Origin of the sequence: Streptomyces sp. NPDC049577, from assembly GCF_040675635.1 — a bacterium.
GTDB lineage: Bacteria > Actinomycetota > Actinomycetes > Streptomycetales > Streptomycetaceae > Streptomyces.
Genome location: NZ_JBFAPH010000016.1, coordinates 13384 through 39136 on the forward strand (window position 1 = coordinate 13384; position 25753 = coordinate 39136).

Genomic DNA, 25753 nt, shown 5'->3' on the forward strand with positions numbered 1-25753 from the left:
GGGCGGGCCGGCGGGAAGAGCCGCGTCCCGCTGGTCACCGGCCGATGACGGTGGCCAACGGGACGGACCCCCGTACTGGGTTATTGCCCCAGGTCGGTCACGGTGAAGCCATCGAGGACGAACTCCGCGGTCCCGCTGTCGCCGGTCTTGCGCAGTCCGACCCATGTCTCGCCCGTGCCGGGGGCGGTGAACTCGTAGGAGTGGGTGGTCGGGGCGGTGGTGGCGGGCAGGGGGGTGCGGCTGATCTCGCGGGGTTCGGGCAGGTCGGCGGCGGTGACCCAGTCGTACTGTCCGGCCTGCTCGGTCTCGTGGCGGAAGGTGACGCGGTAGCGGTGCCCGGGCTGGAAGCGCACGGTGTGGGGGACGGTGCGGTAGACCAGGCCGGGGTTCTCGCCGCGGGACTTCAGGGACTGGGTGCCGTCGATGACGTCGTCGATCGCCTTGCCGTTCCAGCCGCGCTGGGTGTAGGGCGCGTGGCGCTGGGCGATGTGGGTGCGCGGGTCGGTGACGCCGCCGGCGTCGCCCTTGACGAAGGGGCCCCAGCCCTGGGGGACGTGCTCGAAGTCCTCGAAGACCAGGGTGCCGGGGGCGGTGGCGCGCCGGCCGGGGACGACGCGGACGGCGTCGAAGCGGACGCGGGCGTCGCCGGCCCCGGCGGTCAGCGCGAGGGTCGCCGGTCCGCCGCCGGCGGGGACGGTGAACCAGGTGAACATGCGCTGGAAGCGGGTGCCGTGCTTGGCGTCGGCGGCGACGAAGTTGACGGCGGTGGAGGTGTCCGTCCAGTTCGTGGCGGTGACGCCGTCGGCGGTGCGGACGGTGAGGGCGGCCCTGCGCCGCTCCCCCGCGTGCTCGCCGACCTCGACCTGGACGGAGGCGGCGTAGGTGCCGGGCCGCAGCCGGGCGAGCCGCTGGGAGACGGTGGCCGCTCCCCCGGGGTCGATGACCAGCTCCCAGTCGCCGAGGGGGCTGCGGGCGGCGCGGGCGGGTCCGGTGACGTGCCAGGCGTCCAGGGTTCCGGAGTGGAAGCCGGGGTCGCGCAGGGGGGTGCCCTCGCCCCAGCGCGGGTCGGGGCGGTGGGGTGCGCGGGTCCGGGTGAGGACGTAGGGCTGCCCGGGGGCGGCTTCGAGGGTGACGCGTCCGTGGCGGACGGGCAGCACGCGCGGCTGGTCGCGGCCCTGGTCGGTGAGGCGGTGCAGGACGACGGTGCGGCGTGCGGCCCAGCCGCGGGGCAGGGTCCAGGTGGTGGTGCCGCCGTCCGGGTTGTAGTGGTAGAGCTTGGCCGGGTCGGTGGCGCGGCGCGGTTCCCAGGGCAGCAGGTAGGTGCCGCCGGTGCAGACGAGCCGGCCGTCGGTGGTGATGCGGCGGACGCCGTAGTCGTCCGTGACGCGGGTCGTGGTGTCGCCGGGGCCGAAGAAGGTGATCTCGTGTTCGCGCCAGGTCCTGATGGGGAACGCCTGGAGGTACTTGGCGGGCAGGGAGGCGGTCCAGATCAGCCGGTGGAAGGCGGTCCAGTCGGTCTTGCCGGTCCAGCCCTCGAAGTTGCCCATGCGGGCGGTGCCCAGGAGGGTGGGCCACTTGTCGGCGAACACGTCCTTCTGGTGGTGGCGGACGAAGCGGATGAGCTGCGAGTTGATGCCGCGTGAGGTGTCGGGGCCGTAGTCGGTCTCGGTGGCCCAGTGGGACCAGAGGCTGGAGCGTTCCAGGCCGTGTCCCCATTCGCTGGTGATGTGCCAGCCCTGGGCGCGCAGTTCGCGCTGGAGCCGGTCGGAGTTCCAGCCGGATTCGCGGAAGACGTCGATGTAGAGGGTGGTGAGGGCGGGGTGGGTCTCCTCGCGGAGCTGCCGGAAGCGGCGGACGATGTCGCCGGAGAGCAGGTCCCGGCGGGGGTCGATCCGGTAGGACTGGTCGAGCCAGTCCCACTGCGGGTTCTTCGGGTCGACGAGCCGCTCGGAGAAGGCGTGGGCGACCGGGTAGGACTCGGTGGTGTTGACGTGGACGGCGAAGTCGCTGTTCCAGCGGCTGCCCAGGCGCAGCAGGGTGTTGAGGTCGGCCAGGCCGCCGGCGCGGGTGTTGTGATTGCCGCCGTAGTCGGGGTGGGCGGAGTCGTGGCCCTCGGACTGGTAGCCCTTGAGGAGGGTGAACTGGCGCAGTCCGTCGGTGGCGAGGTGGACGCGTTTGACGTTGTCGAGCGTGGCGAGGAAGGGGTTGGTGGCCTGGCTGGCGAAGTTGAAGGCGATGTGCGGGACGACGCGCAGGTGCTGTTCCCCGGCGCCGGGCGGGTTCGTCATGATGTCGCGCAGGGCGATGGCGGCGTCCTGCCAGTCGACGGTGCCGTCGCCGTTGCGGTCGCGGGTGAGGACGACGGTGGTGTGCGGGAGGGGCTCGGTGTCGTCGGTGGCCGCGCCGGCGGCGCGGTGGGTCCACGGGCCGCAGGTGAGCTGGGCCTGGACGTGCCCGGGGCGGGCCAGGGTCTGCCGGTAGAGGCGGCCGTTCTCCCAGGAACTGCTCGCGTCGGGCTTGTCGTGGACGGTATTGGTCTCGATGGCGGCGGCGAGCTTGTCGGTGCTGACGACGGCGTAGGCGCAGCCGGTGGGCCGCGGTTCGGGCGGGGTGGCGGGGGTGGGGCGGACGAGGGTGTCCCCGCTCTTGGCGGCGTCCAGCTGGATGCGGGCGGCGAGGAGGGCGGCGCCGGGCTGGGTGCTGCGGACGGACAGGAAGGCCAGGGTGGGCAGGCTCAGGGTGCCGACGCGCAGGGCGGGGGTGTCGGCGATGCGGGTGACCCGCCAGTCGACGCGCCATCCGGTGACGCGGATCTCGACGTCGAGTCGGGTGCCGCCGTCGAGGGCCAGCGTGTAGGAGGCGCGGTCGGCGAGGACGGCGGCGGTGACCGCGGGGGTGTGCTCGGCCCCGTCGACGAGCAGGGAGGAGACGGCGTCCTCCTGGCCGTGCAGCACGGCTCCGGTGGCGCGGTCGGTGTAGGAGACGATGCGCGGGAAGGCGGTGTCGACCCGGACGTCGAGCACGTCGGAGCGCAGGACCGCCTCGCCCGCCGCGGCGGCGGGGCCGGTGCCCAGCGCGGTGCCGAGGCCGGCGAGGGCGGTGGTGACGACGACGGTGCGACGGCTGGGGCCTGGGTGGTCTACGGTCACGGCCGCCACCCTGGGCCGGGGCGGGCGGGGTGACCATGGACAAAGGGCGGGTGCGTCTTGGACTAACGGCGGCTCGGCTCGTGGGAGGAGACGCCCCCTAGGGGTGGGCCCCGGCGGGCACCGACTCGAGGAGGGCGGAGGGGGAGGTACCGCCCCCTAGGGTCGTTCTCATGATGATCACATGGATCGGTAACCGGCGTACGGGGCGGGGCGGTTCGGGGGCGCGGCGTGCGGTGGCGGCCCGCCGCGGCCACGAGCGCCGCCGAGGTGGCGCGGGCCGGGCATGCGCAGGGGCGCGGCACGCTGCTCGCCGTGTCCGGGCCCGAGACGCTGACCGCCGGACAGGTCAAGGCCTTTCTGAGCCCCGCGGAGGCGCCGTTCGACACCTCGTCCGTCCGCTACGGCATCCGCGCCTACCGGCTCACCTACCGGACCGTCACCCCGCAGGGCGCTCCCACCGTCGCGACCGGGCTGTTCGTCCTGCCCGACGGAGGGCCGCGCCGGCCGGCTCTCGTCGCCGACACCCACGGCACGATGGCGAACCGTGACTACGCGCCCTCCCACGCGATCGAGGACCCCACGGGCCGCATGTCGCCCTATCTGCACGCCTCGGCGGGCCGGGCGGTCGCCGCGCCCGACTACCTCGGTCTGGGCGACGGGCCGGGCCGGCACCCGTACATGGACACCGCCTCCGCCGTCACGGCCTCCGTCGACATGCTGCGCGCCTCGCGCACCGCCGCCGGGCGGCTGGGCCGGCCGCTGACCGGCGACGTGTACGCGACGGGCTTCTCGCAGGGCGGCCAGGTGTCCATGGCGCTGGCCAAGGCCCTGCAGGCGGGCGCCGACCGGCACTTCCGGCTGCGGGCGGCCGCGCCGATCGCCGGCCCGTACGACCTGGAGCACGCCGAGATGCCCGCCGTCTTCGACGGCCGGCTCAACGGTGTCAGCGCCGTCTTCTACCTCTCCTACTACCTCACGTCCCAGAACCGGCTGCACCCGATCTACAAGGACCCCGCCGAGGTCTTCCGGCAGCCCTACGCGGGCATCGTGGAGGGGCTCTTCGACACCCGGCACAAGGACGAGGACATCGTCCGTGCGCTGCCGCCGACCCCGAAGGAGCTGCTCACCGACGCCTTCTACGCCAGGCTCCAGCACCCGACGGGCGTCCTGCTGGACGTCATGCGCGCGCAGGACACCACCTGCGACTGGAAGCCCGAGGTGCCGGTCCGGCTGCACGCCTCGGCCGGCGACCGCGACGTGACCGTCGCCAACACGCTCAGCTGCGTCCGCGACCTGGAGCGGCACGGTGTGCGGGTGCCGGTGGTGGACCACGGCCGGGCCGACCACTTCGGTACCTTCCGGGAGGCCGCACCGCAGATCGCGCGCTGGTTCAACGAGCTGGAGGGCACGCGTCCGTAGTCGCGGGCGGGCACGGCGCGGCATCATGTGCCCATGATCGCCAAGATGCAGTGCACCGTCGTCGACTGTCCCGACGCGCCGGCCCTGGCGCGCTTCTACGCCGCGATCCTCGGCTGGCGCGTCGACGCCGACGAGAAGGAGCCCGACTGGGTCTGGCTGACCGACCCCGCCACCGGTCAGCGCGTCGCCTTCCAGGAGGTCCAGGGCCCGTACGTCCCGCCGCGCTGGCCGGAGTCGGAGCACCCCCAGCAGTTCCACTTCGACTTCGACGTCGACACGGTCGAGGACGTGGAGCGCGCCCAGCAGGAGGTCATCGCGCTGGGCGCGACCTTCCTGCACGACAGCGGGGGCGCCACCAGGGGCTTCAGGGTCTTCGCCGACCCGGCGGGACACCCCTTCTGCCTCTGCTACGGGCAGCAGGTCACCGTCTAGCGGCCGGCCCGGCGGCCCAGGACCTGCCCGGCGGATCTCCGCCGTGCTGCGGCCCGGCCCGACACCGCCGGGCAGGCGCTACGTGTCGCACTCCAGCAGCGATCCGCACAGGCCGCAGCGGGCGCGGACGCGTCCGCGCAGCGGCAGGCGGAGGCGCTGGTGGCAGGTCGGGCAGGGGAAGCGCACCCGGTCGCCCGCCTCGAAGGCGTAGTCCTCGTAGACGCCGGGCCCCTTGGCCCGGCGCGCCGCGTACCGGTGCCGGCCGAGCCGTCCCGCCGCCGCCAGCGGGGGGCGGCGCAGGTCGAGGCGGGCCCGTTCCCGGCCGCGCGTATACGCGTCGTACGCCTGGGGGCTGGTGAACCAGGGCGAGGGGTCCTCGCCGAAGACCGCGGCCCGTTTGGCGAGGACGTAGCCGAACTCCTCCGGCGTGAGGTAGCCGAGCTTCTGCGTGGAGACCTGGGACTCCCGGTAGGCGTCGAGCAGCAGCCAGCCCGCGCCCAGGTAGGCGGTCGTGGTGTCGGTCAGGATCTCGTTGTCGCGGGTGCCGGGGAACGCCAGGTCCAGGCGGTGCAGATAGACGTGGGCGACCTCGTGCGCCAGGGCGGCGCCGACGTCCGCGCGGTGGGTCTTGAAGCGTTCGTTGAGCTCGATGAAGTACTCGGGGCCGGCGGCCAGTTCGACGCTGCCGGCGTGGCGCATCTCCCGGAAGCTGACGATCATCCGGGCGTCCGGCAGCCGGAGGTGCCGCACCATCGAGCCGGCGACCCGCTGCACGCCGAGGTAGGGGTCCTCGTCGTCGGAGAAGGCCACGTCGGCCGGGAGCACGCTGACCCCGAAGGCACGCACCCCGTCGCCGGAGAGCCGCCGGTAGAGGGCGGTGATCGCCGACCGTACGGTGTCCAGGTGCGGGAAGCCGTGTTCGACGGCGAGACCCGTGCCCACGCCCGACCACCCCCGTTCCCGGCCGGCTGCCGGTGTCCTTCCACTGTAGGGCGGCTGCGGGCGCGCCGACTGGCCGAAATCCGGTCTGGGGCCCATGCGTCACGCGGGTCGATAATCGCGAGACGCGCATTGTCATGAGCACGACCCTGCCATCGGCTGTGCAGTGTCATGGGCATGACTTCTCAGGTGCGCGCAACCCTCCACGGAAGGAAGTCCGTTGCGCAACTACCTCAAGGCGCTCAAGAGATGCACCGCCGTCGGCGCCGTCGCGCTCGCCGCGTTCAGCCTCCAGCCCGGCGGTGCCCAGGCCCAGGAACCCGGCCCCGGTGTCGTCGGCGGCACCCGCGCCCAGCAGGGCGAGTTCCCCTGGATGGTGCGGCTCTCCATGGGCTGCGGCGGCGCCCTGCTCACCCAGCAGATCGTGCTGACCGCCGCGCACTGCGTGGACGGCAGCGGCCCCAACACCTCGATCACCGCCACCGCCGGCGTCGTCGACCTCAACTCCTCCCAGGCGATCAAGGTCAAGTCCACCCGCGTCCTGCAGGCCCCGGGCTACAACGGCGCGGGCAAGGACTGGGCACTGATCAAGCTGGCCAAGCCGGTCAACCTGCCCACCCTCAAGATCGCCGACACCACCGCCTACAACAACGGCACCTTCACCATCGCCGGCTGGGGCGCCACGCGCGAGGGCGGCGGCCAGCAGCGCTCCCTGCTCAAGGCCACCGTGCCCTTCGTCGACGACGCCACCTGCCAGGGCGCCTACGGCGACAGCCTCACCCCGGGCGACGAGATATGCGCCGGCTACATGGACACCGGCGGCGTCGACACCTGCCAGGGCGACTCGGGCGGCCCGATGTTCCGCAAGGACGACTCCGGCGCCTGGATCCAGGTCGGCATCGTCAGCTGGGGCGAGGGCTGCGCCCGGCCCGGCTACCCCGGCGTCTACAGCGAGGTCAGCACCTTCGCCTCCGCGATCAGGTCCGCCGCCGCGAGCCTGTGAGCACCCCGGGGCGTCCCCGGGGCCTCCCCCTGGGCTCCCCGGATTCCCCCACCCGCGCCACACGGGCCGCCCGGATGGCCCAGCCCCCTCGGGTCTCCGGGTGGCCCGTCCGCGTGCGCCCCGGGGGCGACTCCGGTAGGACCCCCCAGGGCCCCCGTCATCCTTTCGGCGGAGAAGCAAATGGTCGGACAGTCGAGGTGTGCGCCGCGTAAAGGTCACTAACGTGAGGTGCGTGGTCGTACGTAGTCGAAAGGCGCTCCCCTCGTGTCCGTGAAGTCCCGCATCGCCGCCGTGGCCGTCCTCACCGCCGCCGCCGGCGCGGTGGTCTACCCCACGGCCGACGCCATCGCCGCGACGGCGGCAGCACCGGCGGCCGCGGCGCCGACGGTGACCTCGGTGCTCCCCGCGAACGACGCGGACGACGGGGACGGCAGGGGCGGCGCCCCCGGCGCCGAGGGCGCGCGCGACCCGCGCGGCGGCAAGGACACCCGTCCCGGACCCCGCACGGTCACCGTCCAGCAGGTCCTCCTGCCGGACGGCAGCCGAGCCCGGCTGCACTCCGGCAGTGGCGGCACCCGCGTCACCGTCACCTCCCACGGCACCCACCGGCACACCCTCGACACCGCCCGCCCCACGGCCGACGTCGAGCGGCTGCACCTGCGGATCATCGGCGGCGACACCGGCCGGCCCACCCTCCGCGCCCAGCTCGACGGGAGCCGCCTGGCCAACTACTACGACTTCGCGTCCGGCTCCCTGCGCCACACCCTCGACGGCACCCCCCGCCTTCCCGGCGGCCGGAGCGCCGGCGCCGCCGTCCAGGAGCACGCGGCCGCCACGGCGTCCGGCGGACACCGCCGCCACGCCCACCACGCGGCCGGCAACCCCGTGCAGCGCGTCGTCGAGGCCGGCCAGGTGATCAAGGGACGGCACGACCTGACCCGGCCCGCCGTCGCCGGCGGCGCCGCCCTGCTCGCGCTCGGAGGCGGCGCGTACGGCCTGCGCCGCCTCGCCCGCCGCCGCGCCGCCGCGCGCCCGGCCGGCGGATCCTGACGTACGCGGCCCCGCTGCGGTTGCGGCGGCCGGGCACCCCCGGTGACATGGGGATGCGCCCGGCACACCCCGCACCTCCCGGAAGGCCGGAGGACACAGCATGGCGATCACCGTGGTCATCGCGGACGACCAGGAGATGGTCCGCACCGGCTTCCGGATGATCCTGGAGAGCCAGCCCGACATCGAGGTCGTCGCCGACGTCGTGGACGGCGAGGCCGCCCTGGCGGCCGTCGAGGAGCACCGGCCCGACGTGCTGCTCCTCGACATCCGCATGCCCAAGCTGGACGGGCTGGAGGTCACCCGCCGGCTCTCCGACCTCACCGCCGCCCACCCCGAGCGCGGCGGGCGGCCCCGCATCGTCATCGTCACCACCTTCGACCTCGACGAATACGTGCAGGCCGCCCTGCGCCACGGCGCCTCCGGCTTCCTGCTCAAGGACGCCAGCCCCGCCATGCTCGTCGAGGCCGTGCACGCCGCTGCCGTCGGCGACTCGCTCATCTCCCCCGCCATCACCGTCCGGCTGCTGCGCGACATGGCCCGGCCCGGGGGCACCGGCCCCGCGAAGGTGCCCTCCGAACCCCTGACCGACCGCGAGGCCGACGTTGTGCGCTGCCTGGCGCGCGGGGCGACGAACGCCGAGATCGCGGGCGAACTGTTCGTCTCCCTCTCCACGGTCAAGACCCACCTGGCCAACGTGCAGCTCAAGCTCGACGCCCGGAACCGCGTCGAGATCGCCGCCTGGGCCTGGGAGAGCGGACTGGCCTCGGGCGGCACATGAGCAGATGGGCCGGGTGGGCCACCCGGTACCCCCGGCGGGCGGCTGCGGCCAAGGCCGCGCTCGGCCTCTTCCTGCTCTTCCTCGTCGCCTTCGAGGGCCTGCACCTCGCCCGCCGGCCCACCCGGCCGCACGTCGTCGTCCTGGTCTCCGGCGTCATCGTCTGCCTGTGCGCCGTGCCCTACGCCCGGATCCCGCTGCCCGTGCGGGCGAGCGTCGCCGTCGTGGTCTCCGGCACCGCCTCCGTCGTCCTGATGACCGGCCGGCACCCCACCGTCGTGTGGGGCATGGGCGAGGACATCGCCCTGCTCGTCCTGCTCACGGCCGTCGTCAGCCGCTCCCCCGGCCGCGTCGCGGCCGTCCTCGGGCCGCTGCTCGCGGCCGTCACGGTCGCCGTGCCCGTCCGCGACCTCAACCCCGAGTGGTTCACCGCCCTGTTCAGCATGCTGACCGTCGTCGTGGGCGGCTACTCCCTGCTGCTGCGCGGCCAGGCCGCCCAGCGCGTGCGCGACCTGGCGGCCGTGCGCACCGCCGAGCGGCACGAACTCGCCCGCGAACTGCACGACCTCGTCGCGCACCACATCACCGGCATCGCGGTCCAGGCCCAGGCCGCCCGCTTCACCGCCCTCGACGGGCCGGCCGCCGCGGCGGCGTTCGAGCGCATCGAGGTCTCCGCGACAGAGGCGCTGGGCGCGATGCGGCGCCTGGTGGGCATCCTGCGCGAGGGCCAGGCGGGTACCGAGCCCGTCGCGGGCCTGCCCGAGGTGCGGGCGCTCGTCGAGTCCTTCACGCGTACCGGCCCGCCGGTGGCGCTCTCCATCGAGCGCGGTCTGGAGGGCCGGCTGCCGGGCGAGGTCGCGGCGGGCATCCACCGCGTCGTCCGCGAGGCGCTCACGAACGTCCGCAAGCACGCCGCGGACGCCACGGCGGTACGGGTCGCCGTACGCGGCGTACCGGAGGGGGTCGAGCTGCGCGTCGCGAACGACGGCGGGGACGCCGCCGCGCTCTCCGACCAGGCCCGGGGCGGCGGCTTCGGTCTCGTCGGTCTGTCCGAACGCGCCCGGGCCCTGGGCGGCCACCTGCGGGCCGGCCCGACCCCGGAGGGCGGCTGGCAGGTCACGGCGGTCTTCCCCCTGGAGCAGGCCCCTCGGGGCGGGTCATGACGGTCCGGCCCCTCCACCCGCCGCAACGGCGCCCCGCCCACGCCGGCCGGCCCGGCAGTGCGAAACCGCCTCCGGCGCGGCGATCGACCGTCAACGGTCCAGCACCCCCACCCCGCCGCAACGGCGCCCAGCCACCACGGCCGGCCCGGCGGTGCCGATCCGCCTCCGGCGCGGCGATCGCGCATTCCGCCTTCGCCGTTGTGGTGTCCCGCCGCCGCGGCGGGAGGTGGGGCCGGGCGGCTCGCCCCGAACGTTGGATCCACCGGCAAGGTGCCCGTTTTCGCCCGGCGCGGATCTCGTTCGCCTCCGGCTCAATGCCCTGGGGCCGGGACGGGAACGGTCGTTACCGTCGCCCCATGGAAACCACCGAAGTCATCCCCGGTATCTGGATGTTGCGCTTCCCCGTCGGCCAGGCCTACGCCATCCGCGTTCCCGACGGGTGGGCCCTCGTCGACACCGGATCGGCCGGGTACGCCCAGGAGATCCTCGACGCCCTCGCCGGGCTCGGCGCCGGGCCCGCCGATCTGCGCGAGATCCTGCTGACCCACTCCCACAACGACCACACCGGCTCGGCCGCCGCCCTCGCCGCCGCCACAGGGGCGACCGTTCTGGCCGCCGTCGAGGAGGCGCCCGTCATCAGGGGCGAGCGGCCCGAGCCGGCGCCCGTGCTGCTCGACTGGGAGCGGCCCCTCTACGACGCCGTCGCCCCGGGCGTTCCGCCCGGCCCGCCCTGCCGCGTCGACCGCACCCTGGCCGACGGCGACTCCCTCGGCTGGGGTCCCGGCGCCCGCGTGGTGCACGTCCCCGGGCACACGGCCGGCAGCATCGCCGTCCATCTCCCGCACCTGGGCGCCCTGTTCACGGGCGACACCATCGCCCATGCGGATCCCCACGGGGTGATACTCGGCGTCTTCAACGTCGACCGCGCACAGGCGATCGAGTCCTTCCGCCGCCAGGCCGCGCTGGACGTCGAGGTCGCCTGCTTCGGCCACGGCGACCCGGTCACCAGCGGCGCCGGGAAGGCGCTGCGGACGGCCGTGGCGCAGCTGGCCGGCTAGGCAGCAGGGGCTACCGCTCCCACCAGCGGCGCAGTACGCCCTCGGCCGGTTTGCCGTGCGGGGTGTAGGCGAGCCGCTTGGCCGTCTCCCCGGCATCGGGCCAGTCGTCCCACATCCACCAGCAGACGCCGGCCCACCACGGCTTGCCGTCGAACGTCGCGAGCAACGCCTCGTAGGCGGCGGCCTGTTCGGCGTCGCCGTTGCGCTTGCTGACGGTCCAGGAGTAGGGGGCGGTGGTGGTGCCGCGCTGGCTGACGTAGCCCGCCTCGGTGAAGAGGATCTTGCGGTGGTGGCGGGCGGAGAAGGCGGCGAGCCGGTCGGTGATGGGCTGCCACGCCTGACGCAGCCGTGACGTGTCGGTGGTGGGCTTGTCGGCCAGGGGCCAGTAGGCGTCGATGCCGATGACGTCGAGTTCGTCCCAGAAGGGGATGTTCTCGTACTCGTCGTAGTTGGCGGCGTAGGTGAGGGGGCCCTTGTAGTGCGCGCGGACGGCGGCGATGACGTGGCTCCAGCGGTCGCCGTCCCGCGAGGTGCCGGCGAGCTCGGTGCCGACGGCGAGCTGTTCGGTGCCGGTGTCGGCGGCGAGTTGCGCGTAGTGGGTGATGAAGCGCTCGTACGCGGCGAACCAGGCGTCCTTGTCGCGGGGTGCGATCTCGGCGCGGTCGGTGCCCTTGGTGAGGTCGACGTGGGGTTTGAGCATGGTCTTGAGGCCGGCCGCGTGGGCCAGGGCGGTGATGTGGCGCAGGCTGTCGTCGCCCGCGGTCTCGTCGGTGACGTGCGGGGCCGTGTCGGTGATGTCGTCCTGGTACCAGGTGGGTGTGAAGGTCACCCAGCGGGCGCCGGTGGCGGCGATCTGGCGCAGATAGCCGGCGGCCTCGGGGCGGTCGTAGTCGCCGGTGTTCCAGGCGGGGAGCGTGATGCCGCGCAGGGTGCTCACCTTCCTCCCGTCGGGGCGTGCGGAGTGCGTGCCGCCGGTGTCGCCTGATCCGCCGGATTCGCCGGGTGCGGGCCCGCCGCCGGTGGAGCAGCCTGCGAGGAGGAGGGCGGCCGCCACCGCCAGTGCGGCGGCCGCCCTCCTCGTCGCGTTCACTGGCCGAGTTCCGTGGGACCGACGAAGGTGTAGCCGAGGGCCTTGATGCCCTCGATCGTCTGCTGGAGCGGGGCCACCGGGTAGTACGGGTGGTAGAAGAAGCTGGCGACGCCGTCCCGGACGGCCAGGTTCGCCTTGGCGGACGCGATCAGGTCGGCGGGGAGCCGGGCCGGGTGGTTGTTGTACGGCTGCGGCTCGTAGTTGCCGATGTTCTCGGGCAGCACGGTCGTACCGTAGACGTCCTTGACCCAGTACGGGAAGAACTGGCCGATGTACCGGGAGGCGTTCACCGGCTGGCCGCTGAGGGTTCCCGCGAAGTACAGGGAACGTTCCAGACGGGCCGTGAAGTTCTGGCCGAGGACCTTGTAGTCGGCGGCGGAGGCCGCGTAGTGCGGGGTGGTCCACAGGGCCGGCTTGGGCAGGCCCGCGGCGGCGAAGCCGGCGAGCGCCTGGGTGACGCGGCCCTGGGCCCAGACGGTGCTGTCCTCGGCGGGCGGTCCGTCGTAGACGACGTTGTCGTTGGCGTCGACGTGGGCGCGGAAGAACTCGAAGTCGTCGCCGGTGACCCCGGTGTACGGGTTGTTGACGTTGCTGTACTGGTGCGTGTAGCCGTGGTCCATCAGTACGGCGCCGTGGGCGAGCATGTACTTGATCTGGGTGACGACCTGGGGTGCCTGGGCGAGGGTGACGGTCTCGGCCTTGCCGTTGTTGTAGACGCCCTTGGGGTCGGTGTAGACGGGGATGACGTTGATCCCGTAGGGGATCTTCTGCGCGTAGAGGTAGTCCGCCATGGCCTTCAGCTCGGCCGGGTCGGCCTTGGGGCTGATGTCCTCCAGCCGGACGAAGGCGCGGTGGCGTTCGGCGGTGGCGGGGGCGAGTCCGTCGAAGAGGAGGTCCTCGAAGACGATGACGCGGTCGGACTCGGAGACGTAGGTGAAGGGGATCTCGCCCACGTAGGTGAGGTTGCCGGAGCGGATGGCCCAGGGGCTGGTGGCGCCGGAGTTGGCGTCGGTGGCCTGGGCGAGCTCGGTGACCTGCGGGTAGCCGGGGCCGCTGAGGACGGCCGGGTGCAGCACCCCGCCGTCGAAGCCGGCCGGGATCTTCCTGGTCAGCTGCTGGTTCTTGTACGTGACCTGGGTGATGTCACCGACGGTACCGCCGGGCGCGTAGTACGAGTTGGTGGGGTCCCAGCCGTACTTCTGCTCGAAGGTGGTGACGCCGACGCTGTTGGCCATGTTCCAGATGTTGTCGCCGATCCAGGTGACGGGCCGGCCGGTGGCCAGGGCGTCGTGGTAGAAGGCGGCGGGGACCGCGTCGGGCAGGGAGCCGCCGTAGTAGGTGGAGCCGATGTAGATCGTGGCGGTGTACTGCTCGACGAGACCGGCGGTGTAGGCGGAGACGGGCTTGCTCGTCACGGTGCCGAAGTGGCCGGCGAGGTTGGCGACGGCCATGGCGTAGAGCTCACCGAGGTAGCCGTAGGGCCCGGTGGTGTCGTAGAGGACGAGGGCCGAGGTGCCCGCCGGGGCGGCGAGGGTGGCGGCCTGGGTGACGGTGCCGGCCGACTTGGTCGCGGTCGCCTTGGTCGCGGTTGCCTTGGTCACGGTCGTCTTGGTCACGGGCGCGGGCTTGATCACGAGCGAACCGGCCCGGCGTGCCTGGTCGTTGCGCAGCCGGTCGGCCTCCCAGCTCTTGAGGTCGCCGGTGGTCGGGGCCGAGAGCGCGGCGGCCCCGACGCCGGCCAGGCCGTGCGGCGGGCGCGGCTTGGTCGTCGCGGCGTCGGCGCCTATGGAGAAGACGAAGCCGCCGAGGACGGCGGCGAGCGCGCCGAGGACGAACAGAACCCGGCGTACACGGGCTCTCCTGTCGAATATCTTCACGATTCCCCCCTGGTTCGCCGTTTGCACGGCGAAAGTCTGCCGATCCCGACAGTTGGCCGATTCTTGTGGTGCGGGGAGATTTATGTCAATAGACAACAGTGGTCCGGAGCGGGCAGTTGTGAACACGGAAATTGGTGCAGACCTTAAATCCCATCCGTCACAACACGCCGCTGAACAGCGGACTTAACCGGGCTCTCAGAAGAATTAAATGTTCCGAATCAACAACTCCTGCCATCCCCGACGGAATTACTGGTTCAGTCTGGTACCTTCCCTCCGCACGCCTCAAGCGTGGCGAAAATGGGGGGGAACCCATGTACGGAAAACCCGCTCTGGGGACGGTCCTGCCGCTGGCCGGGCTGACGGCGGCGCCCGAGGTCATGCCGGGCATACCCTTCGCGAAGGGGCTCCAGGAGGCCGCGGGGGCCGGCTTTCTGCTCTACTGCTCCGTCGCTGTCGTTCTTCTTTCGGCAAAAGCGTGGTTCCAGGTACGGAACCACGGTGACCGCTCATGATCTCGGAAGTTCTCCTGGGCTCCAGCATCGCCATCATCGTGATGGCCGGCTGCTACAACAGCGCCCTCTTCGTACTCTCCAGGGTCCGCGTCCGGCGCCGCCGCGGCCCGCGCGCCCAACGCCTCTACGTCTTTCTGCTCGCATGTCTGAACGAGGAAAAGGTCCTCGCGGAGAGCCTGGCCCGCATCACCGGCCTGCCGGCCGGGAATTTCATCGCCCTCGTCATCGACGACGCCTCCGACGACCGCACCTCCGACGTCGCGCGGGCCGCCGACTCCGACCGGGTCCGGCTGCTGCGGCGCGAACTGCCGAACGCCCGCAAGGGCAAGGGCGCGGCCCTCAACGCCGGCATCCGCCACCTGCGGGAGTCCGGCCTCCTCGACGGCCACGACCCGCGCGACGTCATCGTCTGCGTCGTGGACGCCGACGGCCGGCTCGACCAGCACGTGGTCCAGGCCGTCGACCCCTACTTCGACAACCCGCGTACCGGCGCCACCCAGATCGGCGTGCGGATGTACAACCGGCACAAGGGCCTGCTCGCCCGGCTCCAGGACATGGAGTTCGTGATCTACGGCGACATCTTCCAGAGCGCCCGGCGCTACATCGGCAGCGTCGGCATGGGCGGCAACGGGCAGTTCATGCGGCTGGCCGCACTCGACACCCTTATGAGCGAGGACGGCAAGGGCCCCTGGAGCGACTCCCTGACCGAGGACCTCGACCTGGGCGTCCGCCTGATCGCACGCGGCTGGACCAACCAGCACTGCACCACCGCCGCCGTCTCCCAGCAGGCCGTCCTCGACGTACGGCGCCTGGTCCGCCAGCGGTCGCGCTGGTTCCAGGGCCATCTGCAGTCGGCGGGGCTGGTGCCGCTGATACTGCGCGAGGTGCCCGGCCGGGCCGCCGTGGACCTGCTCTACCACCTCTCCAGCCCGGTCCTCATCCTGCTCACCTCGCTGCTGCCGGTGTCCTTCATCGTCGCCACCGCCGGCGCCGTCGTCGGCTCGGTGCAGGCAGGGCACCCGCTGTTCTCCCCCATGTGGGTGATCGGCCCGTACGTGCTCTCCTTCACCGCGGCGTACGCCTACGGCTGGGTCTACTCCCGCCGCGAGCAGGGCCTCGGGCTGGTGCGCGCGATCCTGCTCTCCCACGTCTTCGTGATCTACGGCTACATCTGGTTCGCGGCCGGCTGGTGGGGCCTGTGGCGGATGCTCACCGGCAAGCAGACCTGGCTCAAGACCGCGCGCACCTGACCGCGCGGACCTCATCGCGAGGCCGACGGCGCGGCCCGGCGGGCCCCGGCGCCTCCTCGACCCGACCTCTTGTCACTCCTCTCCCAGGGAGCCCCATGTCCACGGACATCATCAACGCGCCCGTACGCGCCATGCTCGTACTGGGCACCCGTCCCGAGGCCATCAAACTCGCCCCGGTCGCCCGGGCGATGGCCGCCTCGCCCCTCTTCGAACCCATCGTCGTCACCACCGGTCAGCACCGCGAGATGCTCCAGCAGATGCTGGAACTGCTGGGTGTCGAGGTGCGCGTGGAACTGGACGTGATGCGCGACCGTCAGGATCTGGCCAAGCTGACCGCCCGTCTGGTGGACGGTCTGGGCGAGGTCGTCCACGACGTACGACCGGATCTGGTCATCGTGCAGGGCGACACCACCACCGCCATGACCGGCGCCCTCGCCGCCTTCTACGAACACCTGCCCGTCGCCCACGTCGAGGCGGGTCTGCGCACCGGGGTGCTGGACAACCCCTTCCCCGAGGAGCTCAACCGCCGTCTCATCGGCCGCATGGCCCGCTGGCACTTCGCCCCCACACCCCGGGCCGCCGGCCATCTGACGGCCGAGGGCGTCCCGGAGAGCCAGGTGTTCACCACGGGCAACACCGTGGTCGACAACCTGCTGTGGGTGCTCGCCGAGGGCAAGGGAACCAGCGTCTTCCGCAGCGGCCTGCGGCGCGTCCTGCTCACCCTGCACCGGCGCGAGAACCAGGGCGACAGGATGCGCGCCATGGGCAGGGCCGTCTGGCGGCTGGCCGACCGCGGCGACGTCGAGATCGTGCTGCCGCTGCACAAGAGTCCGGCCGTCCGGGAGGCACTGCTGCCCGAACTCTCCGGCCACCCCAACATCCGCGTCGTGGAGCCGCTGGGCTACCTCGACTTCTCCGCCACCCTCGCCGCGTGCGACCTCGTCCTGACCGACTCCGGCGGCATCCAGGAGGAGGCTCCCAGCCTGGGCAAGCCCGCCCTGGTCCTGCGCACCACCACCGAACGGCCGGAGGCCGTCGAGGCCGGCGCGGCCCGGCTGGTGGGCACCGAGCCCGAGGCGATCCTGGACGCGGCGGTGCGGCTGCTCGACGACGCGGAGACCTACCGCGCGATGGCGACGGCCGGCAATCCCTTCGGCGACGGCCACGCCACCGAACGCATCGTCGCGCAGCTCGCCGAGGACTTCGGCGCGGACGCGCAGGCGCCGGGGGTGGCGGATCCGCTGCTCGCCACGCGGCACGACGGTCCGGGGTCATACTCGACGGCATGACGAGAGTTCGGCCCCGGCCCCTGGCCCTCGTACTCCTGGCCGCCGCCCTGGCGGCGGCCATCGCCGTGGCGGTGAGCAGCATCTGGCAGGACAGCGGCGAGCCGGACCGGCCGTGGGCCGAGGGATCGGTCCACGGCCCGTGGCGCTCGGTCTTCGACGGCCACGGCGAGAACATCGGCCGGCCCGACGGGCTGGCCCTCTCCCCCAAGCCGGCCCGGCAGGCCGGGGAGACCCACGCCGGACTGATCGTCTCCACCACGCAGTTCACGGACGTGGACTTCCACGCGAAGATGCGCACGGTCGCCCAGCTGCGCACCCCCAAGCCCAACCCGTGGGAGGTGCCCTGGCTGATCTGGGCCTACAACGACCCCGAGCACTTCTACTACGTCACCCTCAAGCCCAACGGCTGGGAGCTCGGCAAGCGCGACCCCGCCTACCCCGGTGGCCAGCGCTTCCTGGCCACCGGCCCGGGCTCCTTCCCGGTCGGGCACACCTCCGACGTACGCATCGCCCAGCGGGGCGCCCGCATGGAGGTGAGCGTGGACGGCAAGGGCCTGGTGGCGTACGAGGACCGGGAGCGGCCGTATCTGAAGGGGAACGTCGGGGTGTACACGGAGGACGCGAGGGTGGTGTTCACGGATGTCACGGCGAGCGCGCCGGACTGAGCCGTCACACGGTCAGCGCGCGGTCCGTCGGCCGCACCGGCGCCGGCAGGGCGCTCGTACCCGTGAGGTACCGGTCCACTCCGCGTGCCGCGGACCGGCCCTCCGCGATGGCCCAGACGATCAGGGACTGTCCCCGGCCCGCGTCACCCGCGACGAAGACGCCCGGCACGTTGGTCGCGTACTCCGCGTCCCGCGCGATGTTCCCCCGCGCGTCCAGGTCGACGCCGAACTGCGCGACCAGGCCGTTCTCCACGTCCGTACCCGTGAAGCCCATCGCCAGGGTGACGAGCTGCGCCGGGATGCGGCGCTCCGTGCCCGGCTTCTGCCGGAGCTTTCCGTCGGTGAACTCGACCTCGACCAGGTGCAGCCACCGCACGTTGCCGTTCTCGTCGCCCTCGAAGTGCGTCGTGGAGACGGAGTAGACCCGCTCGCCGCCCTCCTCGTGCGCCGAGGTGACCTTGTAGAGCATGGGGAAGGTCGGCCAGGGCTGGCCGGCGCCGCGGGTCTCGCCCGGCCGGGGCATGATCTCCAGCTGGGTGACGGAGGCCGCGCCCTGCCGGTGGGCGGTGCCGACGCAGTCGGCGCCGGTGTCGCCGCCGCCGATGACGACGACGTGCTTGCCCTCGGCGCTGATCGGGGAGACGGTGAGGTCGCCCTCCTGCACCTTGTTGGCCAGGGGCAGGTACTCCATGGCGAAGTGGATGCCCCCCAGATCGCGGCCGGGCACGGGCAGGTCGCGGGAGGTGGTGGCGCCGGCGGCGATGACGACGGCGTCGTAGCGCTTGCGCAGCGTGGCGGCGTCGATGTCGCGGCCGATCTCCACCTCGGTGCGGAACTTGGTGCCCTCGGCGCGCATCTGCTCGATGCGCCGGTTGATGTGCCGCTTCTCCATCTTGAACTCGGGGATGCCGTAGCGCAGCAGTCCGCCGATGCGGTCGGCCCGCTCGTACACGGCCACCGTGTGCCCGGCGCGGGTGAGCTGCTGGGCGGCGGCCAGGCCGGCGGGGCCGGAGCCGATGACGGCGACGGTCTTGCCGGAGAGGCGCTCGGGCGGCTGGGGGGTGACGTCACCGGCCTCCCAGGCCTTGTCGATGATGGTGACCTCGACGTTCTTGATGGTGACGGGCTGCTGGTTGATGCCGAGGACGCAGGCCGCCTCGCAGGGGGCGGGGCAGAGCCGGCCGGTGAACTCGGGGAAGTTGTTGGTGGCGTGCAGCCGCTCGCTGGCGGCCTGCCAGTCGTCGCGGTAGGCGTAGTCGTTCCACTCGGGGATGAGGTTTCCGAGCGGGCAGCCGTTGTGGCAGAAGGGGATGCCGCAGTCCATGCAGCGCCCGGCCTGCTTGCCGATGACCGGGAGCAGGGAGCCGGGGACGTAGACCTCGTTCCAGTCCTTGACGCGCTCGGCGACGGGCCGGGTCTGTGCGACCTCGCGGCCGGTGGTCAGGAAGCCCTTGGGGTCAGCCATGAGTCGCCGCCTCCATCATCTTCTCGTGGGTCTCGCTCTCGGAGAGCCCCGCTCGCTCGGCGGCGTCCTTGGCGGCGAGCACTGCCTTGTAGGTGGCCGGGACGACCTTGCGGAAGCGGGCCGCGGCGGTGTCCCAGTCGGTGAGGAGTCCGGCCGCGACGGTGGAGCCGGTCTCCTCGTGGTGGCGGCGCACGACGTCGTGCAGCCACCGGCGGTCTGCGTCGTCGAGGGGTTCGACGGCGCCGGTCAGCTCCTTGTTGACGTTCGCGGTGTCGAGGTCGATGACGTAGGCGACGCCGCCGGACATGCCGGCCGCGAAGTTGCGGCCGGTGCGGCCGAGGACGACGGCCCGGCCGCCGGTCATGTACTCGCAGCCGTGGTCGCCCACGCCCTCGGAGACGACGGTGGCGCCGGAGTTGCGGACGCAGAAGCGTTCGCCGACGCTGCCGCGCAGGAACATCTCGCCGCCGGTGGCGCCGTAGGCGAGGGTGTTGCCGGCGATGGTGGAGAACTCGGCGAGGTGGTCGGCGCCCCGGTCGGGGCGGACGACGATGCGGCCGCCGGAGAGGCCCTTGCCGACGTAGTCGTTCGCGTCGCCCTCCAGGCGCAGGGTGATGCCGCGCGGCAGGAAGGCGCCGAAGGACTGGCCGGCGGAGCCGGTGAAGGTGATGTCGATGGTGTCCTCGGGCAGCCCGGCGCCGCCGAACCGCTTGGTGACCTCGTGGCCGAGCATGGTGCCGACGGTCCGGTTGATGTTGCGGATGGGCACCTGGGCGCGGACGGGCCGGACCTCCTCGGCGCCGACGGCGTTGAGCGCGTCGGCGGCGAGCTTGATCAGCTCGTTGTCGAGGGCCTTGGCCAGGCCGTGGTCCTGTTCGACGGCGTGGTGGCGGACGGCGCCGGCGGGCAGGTCGGGGACGTGCAGCAGCGGGGCGAGGTCCAGCCCTTGGGCCTTCCAGTGGTCGACGGCCCGTCCGGTGTCGAGGAGTCCGGCCTGGCCGACGGCCTCCTTCAGGCTGCGGAAGCCGAGCTCGGCCAGCAGCTCGCGGACCTCCTGGGCGATGAACTCGAAGAAGTTGACGACGAACTCCGCCTTGCCGCTGAACCGCTCGCGCAGGACGGGGTTCTGGGTGGCGATGCCGACCGGGCAGGTGTCCAGGTGGCAGACGCGCATCATGACGCAGCCGGAGACGACCAGCGGTGCCGTGGCGAAGCCGAACTCCTCGGCGCCGAGGAGGGCGGCGATGACGACGTCGCGGCCGGTCTTGAGCTGGCCGTCGGTCTGCACGACGATGCGGTCGCGCAGACCGTTGAGCAGCAGGGTCTGCTGGGTCTCGGCCAGGCCGAGCTCCCAGGGGCCGCCCGCGTGCTTGAGGGAGGTCAGCGGGGAGGCGCCGGTGCCGCCGTCGTGGCCGGAGATGAGCACGACGTCGGCGTGGGCCTTGGAGACGCCGGCGGCGACCGTGCCGACGCCGACCTCGGAGACGAGCTTGACGTGGATGCGGGCGGCCGGGTTGGCGTTCTTCAGGTCGTGGATCAGCTGGGCGAGATCCTCGATGGAGTAGATGTCGTGGTGCGGCGGCGGGGAGATCAGGCCGACGCCGGGCGTCGAGTGCCGGGTCTTCGCGACCCAGGGGTAGACCTTGTGGCCGGGCAGCTGGCCGCCCTCGCCGGGCTTGGCGCCCTGGGCCATCTTGATCTGGATGTCGTCCGCGTTGACCAGGTACTCGCTGGTGACGCCGAAGCGGCCGGAGGCGACCTGCTTGATCGCCGAGCGGCGCGCCGGGTCGTGGAGGCGCTCGGGGTCCTCGCCGCCCTCGCCGGTGTTGGACTTGGCGCCCAGCCGGTTCATGGCGATGGCGAGGGTCTCGTGGGCCTCCTGGGAGATGGAGCCGTAGGACATGGCGCCGGTGGAGAAGCGCTTGACGATCTCGCTGACGGGCTCGACCTCGTCCAGCGGGACGGGCGTGCGGCCGCTCTTGAAGGAGAACAGTCCGCGCAGGGTCATCAGCCGCTCGGACTGCTCGTCCACGCGCGCCGTGTACTGCTTGAAGATGTCGTAGCGGCGCTCGCGCGTGGAGTGCTGGAGCCGGAAGACGGTCTCGGGGTCGAACAGGTGTGGCTCGCCCTCGCGGCGCCACTGGTACTCGCCGCCGATGTCCAGGCGGCGGTGGCTGGTGGGGACGCCGGTGGCCGGGTAGGCCTTGGCGTGCCGCGCGGCGACCTCGCGGGCGACGACGTCCAGGCCCGCGCCGCCGATCTTGGTGGCGGTGCCGTGGAAGTAGGTGCCGACGAATTCCTCGTCCAGGCCGACGGCCTCGAAGACCTGGGCGCCGCGGTAGGAGGCGACGGTGGAGATGCCCATCTTGGACATCACCTTGAGGACGCCCTTGCCGAGTGCCTTGATGAGGTTGCGGATGGCGTCCTCGGGGGCGAGGTTCGGGAGATCACGAAAATACGTGCCCTGGCGGACGAGGTCCTCGACGGACTCCATGGCCAGGTACGGGTTGACCGCCGCCGCGCCGTAACCGATGAGCAGCGCGACGTGGTGCACCTCGCGGACGTCGCCGGCCTCGACCAGCAGGCCCACCTGGGTGCGCTGCTTGGTGCGGATGAGGTGGTGGTGGATGGCGGAGGTGAGCAGCAGCGAGGGGATCGGCGCGTGCTCGGCGTCGGAGTGCCGGTCGGACAGGACGATCAGGCGGGCGCCGCCGGCGATGGCGGCGTCGGCCTCGGCGCACATCGCCTCCAGCCGGGCGGCGAGCGCCTGGCCGCCGCCGGCCACGCGGTAGAGGCCGGAGAGGGTCGCGGCCTTCAGGCCGGGCAGGTCCCCGTCGGCGTTGATGTGGATGAGCTTGGCCAGCTCGTCGTTGTCGATGACCGGGAAGGGCAGGGTCACGCTGCGGCAGGACGCGGCGGTCGGCTCCAGCAGGTTGCGCTGCGGGCCGAGGGAGGAGATCAGCGAGGTGACGAGCTCCTCGCGGATGGCGTCCAGCGGCGGGTTGGTGACCTGGGCGAACAGCTGGGTGAAGTAGTCGAAGAGCAGCCGCGGCCGCTCGGAGAGCGCGGCGATCGGCGAGTCCGTGCCCATCGAGCCGATGGGCTCGGCGCCGGTCTTCGCCATCGGCGCGAGGATGACGCGCAGCTCCTCCTCGGTGTAGCCGAAGGTCTGCTGGCGGCGGGTGACCGAGGCGTGGGTGTGCACGATGTGCTCGCGCTCGGGGAGGTCCTTGAGCTCGATGAGCCCGGTCTCCAGCCACTCCTTGTAGGGCTGTTCGGCGGCGAGGGCCGCCTTGATCTCGTCGTCCTCGATGATGCGGTGGGCGCCGGTGTCGACGAGGAACATCTTCCCGGGCTGGAGGCGGCCCTTGCGGACGACCTTGGCGGGGTCGATGTCCAGGACGCCGACCTCGGAGGAGAGGACGACGAGCCCGTCGTCGGTGACCCAGTACCGGCCGGGGCGCAGGCCGTTGCGGTCGAGGACGGCGCCGACGACGGTGCCGTCGGTGAAGGTGACGCAGGCCGGGCCGTCCCAGGGCTCCATCAGGGTGGAGTGGTACTGGTAGAAGGCGCGCCGGTCCGGGTCCATGGAGGCGTGGGTCTCCCAGGCCTCGGGGATCATCATCAGCACGCTGTGCGGCAGCGAGCGCCCGCCGAGGTGGAGCAGCTCCAGGACCTCGTCGAAGGAGGCGGAGTCGGAGGCGTCCGGCGTACAGACGGGGAAGGTCCGCTCCAGGCTCTCCTGGGTCCCGAACAGCTCGCTGGCCAGCTGGGATTCGCGGGCCCGCATCCAGTTGCGGTTGCCCTTGACGGTGTTGATCTCACCGTTGTGGGCGACGAAGCGGTAGGGGTGCGCCAGCGGCCAGCTGGGGAAGGTGTTGGTGGAGAACCGGGAGTGGACGAGCGCGATGGCGGTGGCGCAGCGCCGGTCGGAGAGGTCCGGGAAGAAGGGCTCCAGCTGCCCGGTGGTGAGCATGCCCTTGTAGACGATGGTGCGGGCGGAGAGGGAGGGGAAGTAGGTGTCCGCCTCGCGCTCGGCGCGCTTGCGCAGCACGAACGCCTTGCGGTCGAGGGCGAGTCCGCTGTTCTTCCCGTCGGTGACGAACAGCTGGCGGAAGTCCGGCATGGTGGCGCGGGCGCTGGCGCCGAGCAGCTCGGGGGCGACGGGGACGGTGCGCCAGCCGAGGACGGTCAGGCCCTCCTCGGTCGCGATCGTCTCGATGCGCGAGACGGCATCGGTCGCTGCCTGGTCCTCGGCGGGCAGGAAGGCGATCCCGACCGCGTACGCCCCGGCCGCGGGGAGCGCGAAGTCCACGCTCTCGCGCAGGAAGGCGTCCGGGATCTGCATCAGGATGCCGGCGCCGTCCCCCGAATCCGGCTCCGAGCCGGTGGCGCCGCGGTGCTCCATATTCCGCAGGACGGTGAGCGCCTGCTCCACGAGCGCATGGCTCGCCTCGCCGGTGAGGGTCGCGACGAAGCCGACGCCACAGGCGTCGTGCTCGTTGCGCGGGTCGTACATCCCCTGCTGGGCGGGGTGGGATGCGTGGCGCATCGGCGCTCCCGTCGTCGTCTGGCAGTCATGGCGTGTGCATGTGCCGAGGGACGACGTTGGCCCTCCGCGAAGAAAAGAAGTCGTACGAGCTACATGATGGCGGGCTTCTCAGAAAATGAAACCCTGATTCCATCATGTGGACAGCGTGTGCGGCGTCTGCTGTGACGCGCATGGCATCTCGCGCGGAGGACTCGGGATCGCCGGGCCGGGTCGCGCTGTCGGATTGTGCCCCCTCGAAAAGGGTTCGAAACCGCACAGCCACACGGGCGTTATACGCCCGTGCGCATAAGCATCACCCGACGGCCGTCCCGAACGCAATACCGAGGAGGTACGTCACACCGGCGGCCGCACCGCCCAGCAGCAGCTGCCGCAGCCCGCTGAACCACCAGGTCCGCGCGGTCACCCGGGCCACGACGGCCCCGCAGGCGAACAGCCCGAGCAGCGCCAGCACCACCGCCGGCCACAGGGCCGTCGCCCCGAGCAGATACGGCAGGACGGGCAGCAGCGCGCCGAGCGCGAACGAACCGAAGGACGACGCGGCGGCCACCGCCGGCGACGGCAGATCGGAGGGGTCGATGCCCAGCTCCTCGCGCGCGTGGATCTCCAGCGCCTGCTCGGGGTCGTGCGACAGCTGCTTCGCCACCTCGCGCGCCAGCTTCGGCTCGACGCCCCGGGACTCGTACAGCGCCGCGAGCTCCTCCAGCTCGTCCGCCGGGTGCTTGCGCAGCTCGCGCCGCTCCACATCCAGCTCGGCCTGCACCAGCTCGCGCTGCGAGGCGACGGAGGTGTACTCGCCGGCCGCCATGGAGAAGGCGCCCGCCGCGAGCCCGGCCAGACCGGCGATCACGATGGCGTGCGAGGACGCGGTGCCGCCCGCGACACCGGTCATCAGCGCGACGTTGGAGACCAGCCCGTCCATCGCCCCGAACACGGCGGGACGCAGCCAGCCACCGTTCACATCGCGGTGCGTGTGATTGTCACGGTGCGCGACGTGCGTCACCGCGGCGGTATCGAGGACAGCCATGTCCGGGGGTGCTCCCTTCGCCCGGGGCGGGCCCTTGTACCCCACCCCTCACACCAGTCGAAGGTACGCACGAACGGGCGCGCCCGCTAGCAAGGAAGGCCGTACTTACCGCTCTGACCTGGGGCGATGCCGACCGTTACACAAAAGTCGCCACAAACGGCGAACGGCCGGCCCGGCGTCGTACTCGCCGGACCGGCCGTGGCGCTTTCCGCGCCGCTTGCTGCTCTCAGAGCTTCTTGTCCTGCGGGGAGGCGGAGCCGTTACCGGCCTCGGCGGCCTCGGCGGGCTCGGCGGCCTTCGCGGGGGTCTTCGGCTCTGCCTCCGCGTCCGCGTCCGCCTCCGCGTCCGCCTCCAGCGCCGCCGGCTCGACGACGGCCTCCCGGCCGGGGGCCCGCTTGGACGAGATCACGATGTACGCGACGGCCGCGAGGAAGAGGACGATCGCTGTCCAGTTGTTGAGGCGCATGCCGAGAACGTGGTGCGCGGTGTCCACCCGCAGGGACTCGGTCCAGAACCGGCCCACGGTGTAGGCGGCGACGTACACCGCGAAGGCCCGCCCGTGGCCGAGCTTGAACCGCCGGTCCGCCCAGATCACCAGCGCGGCGACGCCCAGGCACCACAGCGACTCGTACAGGAAGGTCGGGTGGTAGGTACCGCCCACGCGCCCGATCGCCGGGTCCGAGTCGATCTTCAGCGCCCAGGGCAGATCGGTGGGCTTGCCGTAGAGCTCCTGGTTGAACCAGTTGCCCCAGCGCCCGATCGCCTGCGCCACCGCGATCCCGGGCGCGATGGCGTCCGCGTACGCGGGCAGCGGGATCCCCCGCCGCCGGCACCCGATCCACGCCCCGACCGCACCGAGCGCGACCGCGCCCCAGATGCCGAGGCCGCCCTCCCAGATCTTGAAGGCGTTCACCCAGTTCCGGCCGTCGCCGAAGTAGAGCTCGTAGTCGGTGATCACGTGATACAGCCGGCCGCCGACGAGCCCGAAGGGCACCGCCCACACGGCGATGTCCGCCTCCGTCCCGGCCCGCCCGCCCCGCG

Annotated in this window: 19 protein-coding genes; 11 read left to right on the forward strand and 8 right to left on the reverse strand. The window is 72.4% G+C overall.

Going from position 1 to position 25753, the window contains the following annotated elements; translation table 11 throughout:
- Positions 1-80 precede the first annotated feature (80 nt).
- A complete protein-coding gene (locus AB0K09_RS03935) occupies positions 81-3149 on the reverse strand; it encodes an endo-alpha-N-acetylgalactosaminidase family protein (protein WP_366063658.1) in 3069 nt (1022 codons plus the stop codon).
- Positions 3150-3377: 228 nt separating this feature from the next.
- Here AB0K09_RS03935 and AB0K09_RS03940 point away from each other — a divergent pair, with 228 nt between their 5' ends.
- Positions 3378-4568, forward strand: coding sequence for an alpha/beta hydrolase (locus AB0K09_RS03940; RefSeq protein ID WP_366063659.1), 1191 nt, complete (start codon positions 3378-3380; stop codon positions 4566-4568).
- 33 nt (positions 4569-4601) lie between these two features.
- The gene (locus AB0K09_RS03945) at positions 4602-5000 is read left to right on the forward strand and encodes a VOC family protein (protein WP_366063660.1); all 399 of its coding nucleotides are present in this window, start codon (positions 4602-4604) and stop codon (positions 4998-5000) included.
- A gap of 78 nt (positions 5001-5078) precedes the next feature.
- Here AB0K09_RS03945 and AB0K09_RS03950 read toward each other — a convergent pair whose 3' ends face one another.
- A complete protein-coding gene (locus AB0K09_RS03950; RefSeq protein ID WP_366063661.1) occupies positions 5079-5942 on the reverse strand; it encodes a hypothetical protein in 864 nt (287 codons plus the stop codon).
- 217 nt (positions 5943-6159) lie between these two features.
- On the opposite strand from AB0K09_RS03950, the gene AB0K09_RS03955 reads away from it, so the two are divergent.
- The 5 genes from AB0K09_RS03955 to AB0K09_RS03975 all read left to right on the forward strand — a co-directional run bounded on the left by AB0K09_RS03955 (position 6160) and on the right by AB0K09_RS03975 (position 10988).
- Entirely contained in the window at positions 6160-6942 is a 783-nt protein-coding gene (locus AB0K09_RS03955) for a serine protease (protein ID WP_366063662.1), read from the forward strand.
- A gap of 264 nt (positions 6943-7206) precedes the next feature.
- Complete coding sequence (locus AB0K09_RS03960; protein WP_366063663.1) at positions 7207-7992, forward strand: hypothetical protein; 786 nt, start codon at positions 7207-7209, stop codon at positions 7990-7992.
- A gap of 100 nt (positions 7993-8092) precedes the next feature.
- The gene (locus AB0K09_RS03965; protein ID WP_366063664.1) at positions 8093-8770 is read left to right on the forward strand and encodes a response regulator transcription factor; all 678 of its coding nucleotides are present in this window, start codon (positions 8093-8095) and stop codon (positions 8768-8770) included.
- On the forward strand, positions 8767-9930 hold the full coding sequence (locus AB0K09_RS03970; RefSeq protein WP_366063665.1) for a histidine kinase: 1164 nt from the start codon (positions 8767-8769) through the stop codon (positions 9928-9930). The genes AB0K09_RS03965 and AB0K09_RS03970 overlap by 4 nt, the downstream gene beginning before the upstream one ends.
- Before the next feature lie 356 nt (positions 9931-10286).
- The gene (locus AB0K09_RS03975) at positions 10287-10988 is read left to right on the forward strand and encodes an MBL fold metallo-hydrolase (protein ID WP_366063666.1); all 702 of its coding nucleotides are present in this window, start codon (positions 10287-10289) and stop codon (positions 10986-10988) included.
- 10 nt (positions 10989-10998) lie between these two features.
- Here AB0K09_RS03975 and AB0K09_RS03980 read toward each other — a convergent pair whose 3' ends face one another.
- Entirely contained in the window at positions 10999-12078 is a 1080-nt protein-coding gene (locus AB0K09_RS03980; protein ID WP_366063667.1) for a hypothetical protein, read from the reverse strand.
- Complete coding sequence (locus AB0K09_RS03985; protein WP_366063668.1) at positions 12075-13955, reverse strand: polysaccharide deacetylase family protein; 1881 nt, start codon at positions 13953-13955, stop codon at positions 12075-12077. The genes AB0K09_RS03980 and AB0K09_RS03985 overlap by 4 nt, the downstream gene beginning before the upstream one ends.
- A gap of 311 nt (positions 13956-14266) precedes the next feature.
- Here AB0K09_RS03985 and AB0K09_RS03990 point away from each other — a divergent pair, with 311 nt between their 5' ends.
- The 4 genes from AB0K09_RS03990 to AB0K09_RS04005 all read left to right on the forward strand — a co-directional run bounded on the left by AB0K09_RS03990 (position 14267) and on the right by AB0K09_RS04005 (position 17671).
- Positions 14267-14467, forward strand: coding sequence for a hypothetical protein (locus tag AB0K09_RS03990; protein WP_366063669.1), 201 nt, complete (start codon positions 14267-14269; stop codon positions 14465-14467).
- Complete coding sequence (locus AB0K09_RS03995) at positions 14464-15717, forward strand: glycosyltransferase (protein ID WP_366063670.1); 1254 nt, start codon at positions 14464-14466, stop codon at positions 15715-15717. The genes AB0K09_RS03990 and AB0K09_RS03995 overlap by 4 nt, the downstream gene beginning before the upstream one ends.
- 95 nt (positions 15718-15812) lie before the next feature.
- Complete coding sequence (gene wecB, locus AB0K09_RS04000; protein WP_366063671.1) at positions 15813-17006, forward strand: UDP-N-acetylglucosamine 2-epimerase (non-hydrolyzing); 1194 nt, start codon at positions 15813-15815, stop codon at positions 17004-17006.
- Positions 17003-17671, forward strand: a complete 669-nt coding sequence (locus AB0K09_RS04005) for a calcium-binding protein (RefSeq protein WP_366063672.1) — start codon at positions 17003-17005, stop codon at positions 17669-17671. The genes wecB and AB0K09_RS04005 overlap by 4 nt, the downstream gene beginning before the upstream one ends.
- Before the next feature lie 4 nt (positions 17672-17675).
- Here the strand turns inward: AB0K09_RS04005 and AB0K09_RS04010 are convergent, their stop codons facing one another.
- The 4 genes from AB0K09_RS04010 to lgt all read right to left on the reverse strand — a co-directional run.
- The gene (locus AB0K09_RS04010; RefSeq protein ID WP_366063673.1) at positions 17676-19136 is read right to left on the reverse strand and encodes a glutamate synthase subunit beta; all 1461 of its coding nucleotides are present in this window, start codon (positions 19134-19136) and stop codon (positions 17676-17678) included.
- Entirely contained in the window at positions 19129-23655 is a 4527-nt protein-coding gene (gltB, locus tag AB0K09_RS04015; RefSeq protein WP_366063676.1) for a glutamate synthase large subunit, read from the reverse strand. The genes AB0K09_RS04010 and gltB overlap by 8 nt, the downstream gene beginning before the upstream one ends.
- Before the next feature lie 325 nt (positions 23656-23980).
- A complete protein-coding gene (locus AB0K09_RS04020) occupies positions 23981-24712 on the reverse strand; it encodes a VIT1/CCC1 transporter family protein (protein WP_366063674.1) in 732 nt (243 codons plus the stop codon).
- A 226-nt stretch (positions 24713-24938) separates the two neighbouring features.
- Positions 24939-25753: prolipoprotein diacylglyceryl transferase (gene lgt / locus AB0K09_RS04025; protein WP_366063675.1), on the reverse strand; the 815-nt coding region annotated here is incomplete at its 5' end.

Bases quoted from the DNA above. Each gene is read 5' to 3' on its own strand.
- AB0K09_RS03965 (WP_366063664.1), top strand. From the start codon at position 8,093: ATGGCGATCACCGTGGTCATCGCGGACGACCAGGAGATGGTCCGCACC.
- AB0K09_RS03945 (WP_366063660.1), top strand. From the start codon at position 4,602: ATGATCGCCAAGATGCAGTGCACCGTCGTCGACTGTCCCGACGCGCCG.
- AB0K09_RS03970 (WP_366063665.1), top strand. From the start codon at position 8,767: ATGAGCAGATGGGCCGGGTGGGCCACCCGGTACCCCCGGCGGGCGGCT.
- AB0K09_RS04005 (WP_366063672.1), top strand. From the start codon at position 17,003: ATGACGAGAGTTCGGCCCCGGCCCCTGGCCCTCGTACTCCTGGCCGCC.
- AB0K09_RS04010 (WP_366063673.1), bottom strand. From the start codon at position 19,136: ATGGCTGACCCCAAGGGCTTCCTGACCACCGGCCGCGAGGTCGCACAG.
- gltB (WP_366063676.1), bottom strand. From the start codon at position 23,655: ATGTACGACCCGCGCAACGAGCACGACGCCTGTGGCGTCGGCTTCGTC.
- AB0K09_RS03990 (WP_366063669.1), top strand. From the start codon at position 14,267: ATGTACGGAAAACCCGCTCTGGGGACGGTCCTGCCGCTGGCCGGGCTG.
- AB0K09_RS04020 (WP_366063674.1), bottom strand. From the start codon at position 24,712: ATGGCTGTCCTCGATACCGCCGCGGTGACGCACGTCGCGCACCGTGAC.
- AB0K09_RS03995 (WP_366063670.1), top strand. From the start codon at position 14,464: ATGATCTCGGAAGTTCTCCTGGGCTCCAGCATCGCCATCATCGTGATG.
- wecB (WP_366063671.1), top strand. From the start codon at position 15,813: ATGTCCACGGACATCATCAACGCGCCCGTACGCGCCATGCTCGTACTG.
- AB0K09_RS03975 (WP_366063666.1), top strand. From the start codon at position 10,287: ATGGAAACCACCGAAGTCATCCCCGGTATCTGGATGTTGCGCTTCCCC.